This window comes from Arsukibacterium sp. UBA3155, assembly GCA_002364615.1.
GTDB lineage: Bacteria > Pseudomonadota > Gammaproteobacteria > Enterobacterales > Alteromonadaceae > Alishewanella.
Genome location: DEYP01000026.1, coordinates 157,581 through 171,836, shown reverse-complemented (window position 1 = coordinate 171,836; position 14,256 = coordinate 157,581). Strand labels below are relative to the sequence as shown.

Sequence of the window (14,256 nt, the reverse complement as noted above, 5' to 3'; positions counted from 1 at the left end):
ATGCCGTAGCCGCTAAGTATAACCCATGTGATTGGGAGGGGAGAAAATTTATAAAAAAACCCCGCACCAGGCGGGGTTTTTTCAATATAGTTTACTTATTCGCTAACGATGCTAACGAATTTACGGTTGTACTCGCCTTTTACTTCAAACTTCACTTTACCTTCAGTTAAAGCGAATAAAGTATGGTCTTTACCGATGCCTACATTGCTACCGGCGTGGAAACGTGTTCCACGTTGACGCACAATGATGCTACCAGCTAATACCGACTCACCACCAAAACGCTTAACACCTAAACGTTTAGATTCTGAATCGCGACCGTTACGAGTGCTACCTACACCTTTTTTACTTGCCATGTGTCGATACTCCTGTTACGCGCTGATGCTGGTAATTTTAACTTCAGTAAACCATTGACGGTGACCCATCTGTTTACGTGAATGTTTACGACGACGGAATTTAACGATTTTAAGCTTATCGCCACGGCCATGATTGACCACTTCCGCTACTACCTTGCCACCTTCAACTAAAGGGGCACCGATGCTAATTTCTTCGCCATTGGCGATCATCAGCGGGGTAAATTCAATCGTTGCGCCGGTTTCTAAGTCTAGTTTTTCTAGACGAAGCGTTTGACCTTCCGTCACACGGTGTTGTTTGCCACCACTTTGGAAAACCGCGTACATAGTTAACTCCGTACAAGCCACGCCTGCGCTATGCTCTATTAGTAAGGCATCAGGGGCGTGTTTAATTCAAATCACAGGGCGCGAATTGTACGCAATTTATAACATAGCCGCAAGCACAATTATTAAAAAGATCACGTAGTGGCCAAACATCGGTGAAAAGGATCGAGTTTCCCTTTCTGCCAACCGCTACTATAGTGTAGAATTGCCGCCATTCTTGGGGTTTAGCAGTTTTTTTTCATGACGCTTGACGACATACGCCAGCTCAGCGACGCTGATATGGCCGAAGTAAACCAGCACATTTTTTCTCAGTTGACTTCAGACGTGGCACTGATCAATCAATTGGGTATCTATATAGTCAATAGTGGCGGCAAGCGATTACGACCACTGTTAGCCGTATTGGCCGCCAGGGCTTTAGGTTATCAGGGCAATAAACATCTTAGCGTTGCCGCTATTATCGAATTTATTCATACCTCTACTCTGCTGCATGACGACGTAGTGGACGAGTCTACCCTGCGCCGCGGCAAACAAACAGCCAATGCGGTATTTGGTAACCAAGCCAGCGTGCTGGTAGGCGACTTTCTATACAGCCGTTCATTTCAGATGATGGTAGCGTTGGACGACATGCGCATTATGCAAATTCTGGCTGACGCTACGAATGTAATTGCTGAAGGCGAAGTGCTACAGCTAATGAACGTTAACGACCCCCAGACCAGCGAGCAAAGCTATATGCAGGTAATTTACTGCAAAACCGCTAAGCTGTTTGAAGCTGCCACTCAGTTAGCTGCTATTATTGCTGAGCAACCTGAAGATGTGGTGAACAGCATGAAACAATATGGTATGCACTTGGGTACCGCATTTCAGCTGATTGATGACGTATTGGATTACCAGGCTGACGCAGCTGAGCTCGGTAAGAACATCGGCGATGACTTGGCAGAAGGTAAACCGACCTTGCCGCTTATTCATGCCTTAAAACATGGTACACCAACTCAGCAAGCACTTATTCAAAGCGCCATTGTTGACGGTAATGGTATGGCTTATTTAGATGAAATTCTGGCAGCGATGACGCAAACAGATGCCTTCGGCTATACCCGGGCTATTGCCGAGCAGGAAGCGGAAAAAGCGCGTCGGGCACTGGATACTATCCCTGAATCCGCGTACAAACAGGCATTAATTGCCTTAGCCAATATGGCCGTCTCTCGCAGTCATTAGCAGTTTCCTTGTGTGATGCTAATAAAAAAGGCGCTGTCAGCGCCTTTTTGCTTTGTGTCAGAATCTTAGTTATTGATGACAAACTCTTCGCCAAGCGTAATATCGGCTTTTAAGGTGCCTAACATATCGCTCATGGCTTTTTGTTCGAAATGGCTAAGCTGACCAATTGGCAGCAATTTCTCTACGCCATTTTTACCCAGCACCAATGGCTGAGCAAAAAAGCGTGCGTGTTCGCCGTCGCCTTCTACATAAGCATATTCAGTGACTGACTCGCCCTGCAAACCTTTAATCAGCGATAGGCAGAACCGGGCAGCAGCCTGACCCATAGACAGGGTAGCCGATCCACCACCGGCTTTAGCTTCAACTACTTCAGTACCGGCATTTTGAATTCGATGAGTTAGAGATGCCACTTCTTCATCACTGAAGCTGACACCGTTGACCTGAGATAACAACGGTAAAATGGTCGTGCCGCTATGGCCACCGATAACCGGAACCGTGACATCCTGTGGATTCTTACCTTTTAGCTCACCGATAAAGGTCTCAGCCCGGATCACATCAAGCGTAGTCACACCGAACAGACGACGTGGGTCATAGGTACCTGCTTTTTTAAACACATCAGCGGCAATTGCCACAGTGGTATTAACCGGATTTGTAATAATACCTACCAGGGCTTTAGGGCATTGCTGCACAATCGCTTCGGCCAGAGTTTTTACCACACCAGCATTAATATTAAATAAGTCAGAACGGTCCATGCCAGGCTTACGGGGCATGCCTGCAGGGATCATGACGATATCTGCGCCGACCAGTGCATCATTTAAATTCTCTTTGCCATAACCTTTTACGGTTACTGCAGTCGGGATATGGCTTAAATCAACGGCAACGCCAGGCGTTACAGGCGCCAGATCGTATAAAGCAAGATCAGTACCCGCAGGTAAATCTAATTTCAATAATAACGACAATGCCTGGCCAATACCGCCGGCAGCACCTAATACGGCAACTTTCATGATTTTCTCCATATGTCAGGGTAAGTTGAAACGCGCCAACAATACTGAAATGGCGCGGTAATTACAAACGGCTTAAGCCTAAAGTCTAACCATTTTAGCCAATTTTCGTCTTGTTTACCTGACAAACTGTACTGATGAGCCGAATTTGTTACTATTAGCCAGCTCCCAACAACAAGAAACAGCAATCATGACAAAACACTCGAAGCAGGAAGCCTTAATTCAGGCATTTAAAGCAATACTGAAAACAGAAAGTTTTGGCTCACAAAGTGAAATCGTCGATGCCCTTAAAAGTGACGGTTTTGATAACGTCAGTCAGTCAAAAGTGTCCAGAATGCTAAGTAAATATGGCGCTGTGCGTACCCGCAATGCGCGGCAAGAAATGGTATATAGTTTGCCGCCGGAGCTAGGTGTACCGACAACTAAAAGCCCGTTGCGTCAGTTGGTGCTGGATATTGAACATAACGATGTCATGATTATTATCCGAACCAGTCCGGGAGCTGCGCAACTGATCGCACGCTTACTTGATTCAGTTGGCAAAGCAGAGGGCGTGCTTGGTACTATTGCAGGTGATGACACCATATTTATTGCGCCGATCAGCGTGAAAAATATTAATTTCACCCTGGGTAAAGTCACAGAACTATTTGAAAAAGTATAGCTTGGTAATTAACCACTGGCTGGCAGACATGCCATTTCCAGAAAACTGAGTGACGGCGCAAAAAAAGCGGCACACAAGTCAGCGTGGCAGAAATCAAAGAATAAATCGTACTGGTTGTGTAATGGCTGCGGTTTTTCTGAGTGATTTTGCCGATAGCCAAGTTGATAACTTAGTTGCTGACTAAAGCGCTCTGGTTCACCCGCATAGCTCAAGCTGATTAGCCCCTGGATATTATTTTGTGCAAATGGCATATTTTGCATCACCAGCGATGGCGTACTATCTATATTTCCCATTCGGCTGGTTAGGGTATGGCTGTTTTGATGTAAGCGCGGTGATGCTAATACCATACCCTCTATTTTACTGATCCCCATTATCTCTTCCTGCTGGCAGATATCCAGTTGTTGCCAATGCGCCATGTCATAATGCCAACGTTGTAAATACAGATAACTGCCTGCAGCGAACACCGGTTGATTCGTCGCGTCAACCAGTGCCAGTTGCCGCTTGCGGCTGCCTTTCGGGTTATGCGGGGTGTCGATAAACCCGGTCAAATCCCGACCATCCAGATAACGAAACCCCTGAAGTTGCTCCAGTAAATCAACATGATTCTTCACTATCTGACATATTTGCTGACAGGCAATATAATTGACATCCAGTCTGTCAGACCTGATTTGAATAAATAAATCAGCCCATACTTCAGTCTGGGCCAAATGGTCACTGGCCAGCAACGGAAAGGGTTGCAGCCCCTGCGGCCTCGCTCCCGGATACAGGCTATCCCAGTAGTCTGCGCCAATAGCGACTACCCCGGTCAGTTGAGCTTCTGAAAAATGTTCTGCTAGTCGAGCCAACAACTGAGCCACCCGCGCCAACTTTTGCCGCAAGGAAGCTTCATGCCCTTCTATCGCATTAAACAGCAAATAGCTGGCATGTAAATTAGCCTCTGCGCATATGCCTAGTTGTTCTCTTGCCATTTCCTTCCCTGAATTTAGTTTTGCTCGCTATTATGTTTAGCTGGACTGTCTACTTGCCGGATCCGAAGGCGAAAACCTGATTGCCGTGTGAGATATATCTCACAAAAAGGTAAGTTTAAACGCTATTTTCTGCATACCACAAAACAAGAAACTACACTAAGCAGATGATATACATAGCATTTTTAAAACCATTGTTAGTTTACAATATTATTACAGCCGGTTTATTTCTCAAACCATGTCCCCGCCAACCGTTATTCATTGCATAATAGCTTCGTCAACGGATGACAGCTGACAGGAAGTCAGTCAGATTTGCAGGAAGCAAATCAAGGCTAGGATAGCACAAGGAAGATTAAAGGACACGCCCCGGGAAGGGCACGTAATATCAGGATGATATTGCAGGATGCAACGCCAGGACGGCCGTTTTGCTTGCTTCACACGCGCAGAACAACAGGGACGACCCAGGAATAACTCAGGATGAGTTTACTATTACACGGTGGTAATAGTTAAGGATAGCAGGACCCGGCATGATGCCGTTGGACCCTCCGGGATGGAGCCAGGGAAGATTTACTCAGGATGAGTAACAGTACGGATTAGCTGAATCAGAACCGAAAGTGGCCGCGCAGTTTGCGGCCTTTCGCTTTTCTGGCCCACAGTAAATTTCACACTTCACACTTCACACTTCACACTTCACACTTCACACTTCACACTTCACACTTCACCAAAAATTTTATCCAAAGTAATTGACGCTGCAGTAAGTCGACAAGTAAGCGAATGCCCAAAAGCATAGCTTGCCTGTGTAATTGGACCGAGTGAGTGAAGTCAACATAGCTGCAGCGTTAAGTAATAAGGGTATAAAAAACCCCGCAGTAATTACCACGGGGCGTCAAACTATTCGACAATGGACAAGGATAGATTTACAAACTTACTTTACCGACGAGACAAACTCAGGATAGGCTTCAATGCCACACTCTGAGGCATCCACGCCTTCATACTCTGCCTGCTCACTGACCCGGATACCCATCACCAGTTTAAGTACATACCAAACGATCAAGCTGGTAACAAATACCCATACAAATATGGTCGCAGCACCAATCAGCTGACCGGTAAAGCTGCTGTTACTGTTGGTTACGGGTACCAATAACAAGCCCAGTAAACCCACCACACCGTGTACCGAAATGGCCCCTACCGGGTCATCGATTTTCAGCTTATCTAAACCAATGATTGATGCTACCACCAGCAAACCACCGATAGCACCAAATAACGTGGCCTGTAATGGTGTTGGAGTAGAAGGTTCTGCAGTAATAGCGACTAAACCCGCTAGTGCCCCGTTTAACGCCATGGTTAAATCGGCTTTACGAAACAGCACTACTGACAATATTAACGCGGCAACGGCGCCAGCAGCGGCAGCGGCATTAGTATTTAGAAACACCACGGCCACCGCATTAGCATTACTGATATCGCCTAACTTCAGCACTGAACCACCATTAAAGCCAAACCAGCCCATCCACAGTACTAAGGTACCCAGGGTTGCCAGTGGCATGTTAGCGCCTGGTATCGCATTGATTTTACCGTCTTTGCCATATTTGCCCTTCCGCGCACCAAGCAACAACACACCAGCTAACGCCGCAGATGCACCCGCCATGTGAACAATACCCGAGCCGGCAAAATCAGAGAAACCTAAGTCACCAAGAGTATATAAACCAAATACGGCGTTGCCACCCCAGGTCCAGCTACCTTCCATCGGGTAGATAACACCCGTCATTACTACGGCAAACGCCAGGAAGGCCCACAGTTTCATGCGTTCGGCCACTGCACCTGAGACAATTGACATAGCGGTTGCCACGAAAACAACCTGGAAGAAAAAATCTGAGGCAGTTGAATATACTGCACCACCCGTAAAACCATCTTCACGCTCAGTGAAACTGGTCAGGGTAGCATCAACATCAACTGCATTGATGCCGCTTAAGAAAAACTCACCGCCATACATCAGCGCATAACCACACACCATATACATAATGCAGGCGATCGAATATAACGCGACGTTTTTAGTCAGAATTTCTGTGGTGTTTTTCGAACGGACCAGGCCAGCTTCCAGCATAGAAAAGCCTGCGGCCATCCACATAACCAATACTCCGCAAATTAAGAAGTAAAAGGTGTCCATGGCATATTGGAGGTGAAAAATTTGTTCTTGCATGACAGGGCTCCTTTATATCGCTTCAGCGTCGGCTTCGCCAGTACGGATCCGTACCGCACGTTCCAGCTCGTAAACAAAAATCTTACCGTCGCCAATGCGACCGGTATGGGCAGCTTGCTGAATTGCTTCGAGCAACCTATCGACCTGATCATCTAATACGGCAATTTCCAGTTTTACTTTTGGCAGGAAATCGACCTGGTATTCAGCACCGCGATATAATTCGGTATGCCCTTTCTGACGGCCAAAGCCTTTTACTTCGGTTACCGTTAAACCTTCTACCCCAATGTCTGCAATAGCTTCGCGAACATCGTCCAGTTTAAACGGCTTGATGATGGCACAAACAAGCTTCATGATGGTTTCCTTATGTACTAATCTTCTGCGATTGCATCAAATACAAGGAAACCTTGTGCCACTTTTGTTTTTTACATTAAATACAATGATTTACATTTACATTAATTGGTTTTAGCTGTTAACTTGCATCATTTTGGTGCAGTTATTCCCGTTGACTGTGCAGGGTAAAACACCTGCATCGGGGATTACAGCGGTAACATTTCCGACTATGCTTAGATAAGATAACAACGTTATTCGTTGCTTCAGCACCCAAGGTTTACTTATGTACTTGGTTTTAAAACTATGTTCCTTTGTTAAGCTGGTACTGCTGGCAACGTTGCCGTTTTTCCTATTTGCATCCCCGGCTATGGAGGTACCCTCAGCGTCACGTTTTGCCCGCATCGATATTGAGCAGGGTTTATCACAAACTACCGTCACCTCCCTTGCACAGGATCATACCGGCAATATCTGGATAGGCACCCAAAGTGGTCTGAATCGATACGACGGTTTTGATGTCAAAGTGTTTTTCCCCGAGCAGCAGTTAAGCCAATCACTCAGTGATAACTTTGTTACTTCGCTGCTAGTTGATCAGCAGGGTATGCTTTGGGTCGGCACACTAAATGGCCTGAACCACTTTAATCCGGTAGCGGGTACCTTTGAAAACATCCGTCTGGCAAAAAACGGCAGTGATGCAGAGCCGCTGGTGCTGTCTCTGCACCTTGATAAGCAGCAACGATTATGGATTGGTACTAACCAGGGGTTAGCGATGTTGCAAGGAGCTTCTCGCCAAGTGCAATGGTATGGTGATAGCAAGCGTTATATTACCGCTTTATCGGCTGCTGGCAATGAAGGCAATTTATGGTTGGGCACACCGCGCGGTCTGCTATTCTTTGACCGTAATAGTGAGCAGTTCAGCGTAGATGGTCTTTTCCCGTTTCCCGATGCATCCGTTATGACGCTATTTCATGATAAAGCCGACAGATTATGGGTAGGGCTGGAACGCGAAGGTTTGCTGATGCTGGAGCCCACAGCTGATAATTGGACCCAGCTTGAGATTACGAGCTACAACAATGGCTTAATAAGCAAAGAAATTCGCAGTATCACCGTGGATAATAAAGGTGACATCTGGGTAGGTACCCAGCATGGCTTAAGTCGCCTGACACAGCAAAACGGTCGCTGGCATCAGCAAGTGTCATACCAGCATCAGCGTAATAATCCGGCCAGCCTCGGCAATGGTAAAGTCACCGCCCTGCTGCAAGATCAGGATGGCAGTATCTGGGTTGGTACCTGGAATGGTGGGGTATCCCGTCTTAATCTGGCAAATAACCTATTTATTAGTATCAGCCGCGATTTGGCCTTAATGGATACCGCCAGGAACCCCGCTACCATCAGTCTGGCAAGCTATAATAATACAATCTGGGCAGGGACGGCTGATGGCCTTTTTACTCTTGATTCAACGACTGCAAGCTTTAATCTGGCAGACACCAGCAGCAAAGGCTTAACCTTTTTTTGCACCTTGCAGCGCACTGACGAAATATGGTTTGGCCATGGTCAGGGCATTATTGCGGTTACACCTGCTAACGGCAATTACCGGCAAGTGCCGTTGCCACCTGAAGTTCCACCTGGCCCGGTACGCAGGCTTTACAGCACTGATAATCACTTGTGGCTGGCAATTGACCAGTTTGGCCTTGTCATACTGGATGAAACAAATCAGAACATTGTTGCGCAATACCGGTTCAGCCGCGCCATTACTTTTATTCAGCCTGTCAAAGAGCATTACATGCTGGTGGGCTCTTACCAGGGCTTATCATGGTTTAACGCTGCGGATGGTAGCCTGATCTATGAACACAATCTTGCATCAGGCGAGAACGGCACTGCACTGACACTGCCATCAGCACCCATGGCTTATTTGCAAAGTTCTGATAATCGTCACTGGCTGGCAACCAATGGTACCGGGTTATTTGAATTAATGCTGCCGGCATCATTTGCTGATCCCACTGCCGTCCGCTTCAGACAATATGCTGAAGCCGAAGGTTTAGCCAGCGGCCAGCTTAAGGCTGCAGAACTCGATCAGGCCGGTAATATCTGGGTAAGTAGTGCTTTTGGTATTTCGGCATTTAACCCTTTAACAAACCGTTTTCGGAATTTTGGTTATCAGCATGGCGCCCTGCGCAGTGACTATATTAACGCAGCTAGCACTGTTATGGCCGACGGCACTATCGTATTTGGTGGTATGGATGGTTTTACCCTCTTTCAGCCTCAGCAGGTGCTGGCTTATTCCGCCGGGGCTATTGCCGTGCCAGCTATATTAGAAATTGAAGTAAATGGTCAACAAGCAGCAATACCAGATACGGAATTAACAATTCCGGCTACGGATAATCGTAGTTTCAGTGTGCACTACTCCACCCGGGAATTTGTTGAAACCGCTCAGGTAAATTTCCAGTACCGACTCGATCCGGTGACATCTGGCTGGGTCACCCGCAATGCCAACGGTCGCAGTGCCACCTTTGAGCGCTTACCACCAGGCGACTATCAATTCCGGCTTCGTGCCGGGCTGGACCCGCCAGGCTGGAGCGATGAAACCACCCTGAAAATTAGAGTATTACCATTATGGTGGGAAACATGGCTGGCCAGAATTTTGCTGGTTAGTGTACTGCTGCTCATAATGCTTGGATTACATCTGCTTCGTTCAAAAAACCTGCGTAAACAACAGGAAGAAATGGCCTGGTTAGTCGAACAACGAACCGAAACACTGAATGAGCGCACCAGGGCGTTGCAAGAATCTAAAAGCCGAACCGAGCAAACCTTGCAGCAACTGGAGTCAACCGTAAAAGAGTTGGTGCGGACCGAAAAGATGGCGGCCTTAGGCCAATTAGTTGCCGGCGTGGCACATGAGGTAAACACCCCATTGGGGGTGGCATTAACGGCAAACAGCGTAGTAACCGAAGAAAGTCGAATACTGTTGCAAAAATTGGCAGGCGGTAACATTCGTCGTCGGGAGTTGGATAATTATTTAAATAAGTTAGTCCAGGCCGGGCTGTTGCTTGATAATAATTTGCAGCGTGCGGCGCAGTTGATTGCCAATTTTAAGCAAGTATCGGTTGACCTAACGGCAGATAATCAACGGCAGTTTAATCTGGCGAAGTATCTGGATGAATTGCTCGACAGTCTGAGCCTGATGTGGCGTAACCGGAAAATCAGGCTGCAAATGGATTGCCCGGACAATATTGAAATGAACAGCTTTCCCGGCACCATTGGTCAGATAATTACTAACTTTACTCAGAACGCTGTTGTTCATGGTTTTAAAGACCGCGCCAGTGGTGAAATAACCATTCATTGCCGCAAACAGGGTGATCTGGTTGAAATAGTATTTGCCGACAACGGAGCAGGTATCGACGATGAGTATATCGAGCGGATATTTGACCCCTTCTTTACCACCAACCGCCATCAGGGTGGTACCGGCCTGGGCTTACATATTGTATTTAACCTTATTACCCAGAAACTGGGGGGCAGTGTTAAAGTCAGTAGCACCCCCGGCGAAGGTACACGCTTCACGGTAGTGCTGCCGTTACAAGTTTAAGTCGGTTAATCGGCCAGGAATTGCTGCCACTCGCGCAGCAATAGCAGAAAATCATCCAGGCCGCATTGGCTGGTCATGCCTTGCTCGTCCAGCTGTAAGTCGTCTTCAGCCAGCGCTTGCAGTTGGCCAGCTTGCTCATCGGTATTTTGATAAAACAGACTGTTGTGGCTTAACGTTACTTCGCTGTTATCTACCTCCAGTAAAAACTCCCTGCCCTGATACAGCATACTTTGCTGAGGCGTTAGTGAACTCAGTTGTTGCAACAGTGCTGAATAGGTCTCGGCCTGCTGGCCAAATTCATCCAGTAAAAACCGGCCTAACACTTCATGTTCGCCAGCAAGCCGGATGCTAAACTGGCGGGTTGTGCGATCAAAAATAAAATCGTAATCCATACTTCTTTCCGTACGAAGAAATAGGCTGATGGTTATTTGCGGCGTTTTACCCTGGCGAGCTTGTATCCCCAATGGAGCGACACAGGGTGTCTGAGCGGACGCGCCAAGCGGGAGCGAGTTACTGTGGCGAGCCCAGTGGGCGGTGCAAGCACGCCTACGCAAATAATCTATCAGCCGGTCGCTGCTAGAATTGTAGTTGCTCACAATATTTAAGCGAGCAGAAAAAAGGCCTGCAGTTGCAGGCCTTTAGCACAACAGAGCTGATTACACCGCTTGCTGAATAATCACGTTATCCGCTTTTTTGGTGTACTGCGGCATCTGATGGAAGTTCAGGTAACGGTACGTATCGGCCGCGGTTGCATCGATTTGCTTCGCATATTCCAGATACTCGGCTACCGTTGGTAACTTACCAATGATAGAGGCTACAGCCGCTAATTCGGCTGAGGCTAAATACACATTAGCACCCTGCCCTAAGCGGTTCGGGAAGTTACGGGTAGAGGTCGATACTACCGTTGAGTTCTCGGCTACGCGTGCCTGGTTACCCATACACAGGGAACAGCCTGGCATTTCAGTGCGGGCGCCGACTTTACCGAAAATGCTGTAATACCCTTCTTCTGTTAACTGCGCCTGGTCCATCTTGGTTGGCGGTGCTATCCATAAGCGGGTTGGCAGCTGGCCTTTGTATTTATCCAGCAACTTACCGGCGGCACGGAAATGGCCAATGTTAGTCATACAAGAACCGATAAACACTTCGTCAATCTTGTCGCCAGCTACTTCAGACAGTAAGCGTGCATCATCCGGATCATTTGGTGCACACAGTACCGGCTCTTTAATATCGGCCAGGTCAATCTCGATAATTTCGCTGTACTCAGCATCGGCATCGGCAGCCATTAACTGTGGATCTTTAAGCCAGGCTTGCATCGCCTGAATACGACGCTCAATAGTACGCACATCACCATAGCCTTCAGAAATCATCCATTTAAGCATAACAATGTTTGATTCTAAGTACTCAGCAATTGACGAGTCAGATAGCTTGATAGTACAGCCAGCCGCTGAACGCTCAGCAGAAGCATCTGATAATTCAAAAGCCTGCTCTACGGTTAAGTTTGGTAAGCCTTCGATCTCCAGAATACGGCCAGAGAAAATGTTCTTCTTGCCTTTCTTATCAACGGTTAACAAGCCTTTCTGAATCGCCATGTACGGAATAGCATGTACTAAGTCACGCAGGGTAATACCTGGCTGCATCTCGCCTTTAAAGCGCACTAAAACCGACTCTGGCATATCCAGTGGCATAACGCCGGTCGCCGCAGCAAACGCCACTAAACCAGAACCTGCCGGGAACGAAATACCAATAGGGAAACGGGTGTGCGAATCGCCACCGGTGCCTACGGTATCGGGCAGTAACATCCGGTTTAACCAGCTGTGAATAATGCCATCACCCGGACGCAACGCAACACCGCCACGGTTCATAATAAAATCTGGCAGGGTATGGTGCGTATCCACGTCAACCGGCTTAGGATAAGCGGCGGTATGACAGAACGACTGCATGGTTAAATCGGCTGAGAAACCTAAACAGGCTAAGTCTTTTAGCTCATCACGAGTCATCGGGCCGGTAGTATCCTGCGAGCCCACAGTAGTCATTTTCGGCTCACAGTAGGTGCCCGGACGAATACCGGTTACGCCGCACGCTTTACCAACCATTTTCTGAGCCAGCGTAAAGCCTTTGCCTGAATCAGTTTTTGGCAGTGGCCGGCGGAATTTATCAGATGGGCCATGACCTAAAAATTCACGGGCACGGTCGGTTAAACCACGACCAATGATTAATGGAATACGGCCACCGGCGCGCACTTCGTCAATTAATACGTCGGTTGCCAGAGCGAATTCAGCCAGCACTTCATCCGTGCCATGACGGACTACTTTGCCTTCGAATGGCAGAATATCGATGACATCGCCCATTTCAAGGTTGTTAACGTCAACTTCAATTGGCAGTGCACCAGAATCTTCCATGGTGTTAAAGAAGATAGGGGCAATTTTGCCACCTAACACAAAACCGCCACCGCGCTTATTCGGCACGTAGGGAATATCATCACCCATAAACCACAACACTGAGTTAGTGGCTGATTTACGTGACGAGCCGGTACCAACCACATCGCCAACATACGCCAGCGGAAAGCCTTTTTTATTCAGCTCGTCTAACTGCTTAATTGGTCCAACTGTACCTGCTTGATCCGGGTTAATGCCTTCACGGGCATTTTTTAGCATGGCTAAGGCATGCAGCGGGATATCCGGCCGTGACCAGGCATCAGGTGCTGGCGACAAATCATCAGTGTTGGTCTCGCCAGACACTTTAAATACCGTAACAGTAATTTTTTCCGCCAGTGCAGGCTTACTTTCAAACCACTCGGCATCAGCCCAGCTTTGCACCACTTGTTTAGCGTGGCTATTACCGGCATCTGCTTTTTCAGTGACATCATGAAATGCATCAAAAATAAGCAAAGTATGTGATAGCGCTTTAGCAGCAATAGGTGCCAGCTTAGCGTCATCTAACAGGCTGATTAATGGTTGAATGTTATAACCACCCATCATAGTGCCTAACAGTTCAGTGGCACGCTCAGCGTTGATCAGACTGCAGCTAACTTCACCTTTGGTAAGTGCGGCTAAAAAGCCGGCTTTAACATAAGCGGCTTCATCTACGCCCGGTGGTACCCGGTTAATCAATAAATCTAACAGCGTTTCTTCTTCGCCTTTTGGCGGATTTTTTAACAGTTCAACTAAGGCGGCTACCTGCTCGGCATTGAGCGGCTTTGGCGGTATACCTTGCGCTGCGCGCTCGGCCACATGTTCGCGATATTGTTGTAGCACAGTATGATCCTCTTGGTCGTTGCCGGCAGTCTTGCTACTGCGGCGTCATTCTTAGAATGAATGGGCGCGATTATATAAAAATTCGGGCCAAATTGACATCCGCCCTTTAGCCACGCCGCTTATAGTGGGTATAAGCAGCATGAATATGAAAGCTAATGTTCTGTATTTTTACTTATAGTGGTCAGACCTCGCTGACTAACAAATCAAATCTTGCAGCAGAGGTTAGAATCCCGAACTGGGCGCCACAGAGTGTCTGAGCAAATGCGCAAGCATTTGTGAGTTGCTGTGGCGAGCCAGGGCGGGAATTGTAACCGACAGCCTAAACACTTAGCCTATCGTACAAAAAAGGGCTGAATAGTTTCCTATCCAACCCGAGCATTGTAGC

Annotated in this window: 11 protein-coding genes; 3 read left to right on the top strand and 8 right to left on the bottom strand. The window is 47.5% G+C overall.

All coding sequences use genetic code 11. From position 1 onward, the window contains the following. Window positions 1–95: 95 nt before the first annotated feature. Both rpmA and rplU read right to left on the bottom strand, forming a co-directional pair. Window positions 96–353 (bottom strand): 50S ribosomal protein L27, encoded by a 258-nt coding sequence (rpmA, locus tag B2X65_RS14625; RefSeq protein WP_290613805.1) that lies wholly within the window; start codon window positions 351–353, stop codon window positions 96–98. 15 nt (window positions 354–368) lie between these two features. Next, window positions 369–677: a 50S ribosomal protein L21 gene (gene rplU, locus B2X65_RS14620; RefSeq protein WP_019675068.1), complete on the bottom strand. Its 309-nt coding sequence runs from the start codon at window positions 675–677 to the stop codon at window positions 369–371. Between the two features lie 237 nt (window positions 678–914). Between rplU and ispB the strand changes: the two genes are divergently transcribed. Beyond that, entirely contained in the window at window positions 915–1,886 is a 972-nt protein-coding gene (gene ispB, locus B2X65_RS14615) for an octaprenyl diphosphate synthase (RefSeq protein WP_290613802.1), read from the top strand. 65 nt (window positions 1,887–1,951) lie between these two features. Here ispB and mdh read toward each other — a convergent pair whose 3' ends face one another. Further along, window positions 1,952–2,890, bottom strand: coding sequence for a malate dehydrogenase (gene mdh / locus B2X65_RS14610; RefSeq protein ID WP_290613800.1), 939 nt, complete (start codon window positions 2,888–2,890; stop codon window positions 1,952–1,954). Between the two features lie 187 nt (window positions 2,891–3,077). Between mdh and argR the strand changes: the two genes are divergently transcribed. After that, window positions 3,078–3,545 (top strand): transcriptional regulator ArgR, encoded by a 468-nt coding sequence (gene argR, locus B2X65_RS14605; protein ID WP_290613798.1) that lies wholly within the window; start codon window positions 3,078–3,080, stop codon window positions 3,543–3,545. An 8-nt stretch (window positions 3,546–3,553) separates the two neighbouring features. On the opposite strand, the gene B2X65_RS14600 is transcribed toward argR, so the two are convergent. From B2X65_RS14600 to glnK, 3 genes are all read right to left on the bottom strand, one after another. Then, a complete protein-coding gene (locus B2X65_RS14600) occupies window positions 3,554–4,513 on the bottom strand; it encodes a Dyp-type peroxidase (RefSeq protein ID WP_290613796.1) in 960 nt (319 codons plus the stop codon). A 922-nt stretch (window positions 4,514–5,435) separates the two neighbouring features. Then, on the bottom strand, window positions 5,436–6,707 hold the full coding sequence (locus B2X65_RS14595) for an ammonium transporter (RefSeq protein ID WP_290613794.1): 1,272 nt from the start codon (window positions 6,705–6,707) through the stop codon (window positions 5,436–5,438). A gap of 12 nt (window positions 6,708–6,719) precedes the next feature. Then, on the bottom strand, window positions 6,720–7,058 hold the full coding sequence (glnK, locus tag B2X65_RS14590; protein ID WP_019675062.1) for a P-II family nitrogen regulator: 339 nt from the start codon (window positions 7,056–7,058) through the stop codon (window positions 6,720–6,722). Between the two features lie 262 nt (window positions 7,059–7,320). Between glnK and B2X65_RS14585 the strand changes: the two genes are divergently transcribed. Continuing rightward, a complete protein-coding gene (locus B2X65_RS14585) occupies window positions 7,321–10,617 on the top strand; it encodes a sensor histidine kinase (RefSeq protein WP_290613791.1) in 3,297 nt (1,098 codons plus the stop codon). A gap of 5 nt (window positions 10,618–10,622) precedes the next feature. Here B2X65_RS14585 and B2X65_RS14580 read toward each other — a convergent pair whose 3' ends face one another. Both B2X65_RS14580 and acnB read right to left on the bottom strand, forming a co-directional pair. Then, window positions 10,623–11,009 (bottom strand): YacL family protein, encoded by a 387-nt coding sequence (locus tag B2X65_RS14580; RefSeq protein ID WP_290613789.1) that lies wholly within the window; start codon window positions 11,007–11,009, stop codon window positions 10,623–10,625. A 264-nt stretch (window positions 11,010–11,273) separates the two neighbouring features. Next, window positions 11,274–13,871: a bifunctional aconitate hydratase 2/2-methylisocitrate dehydratase gene (acnB, locus tag B2X65_RS14575; protein ID WP_290613787.1), complete on the bottom strand. Its 2,598-nt coding sequence runs from the start codon at window positions 13,869–13,871 to the stop codon at window positions 11,274–11,276. Window positions 13,872–14,256: the final 385 nt, after the last annotated feature.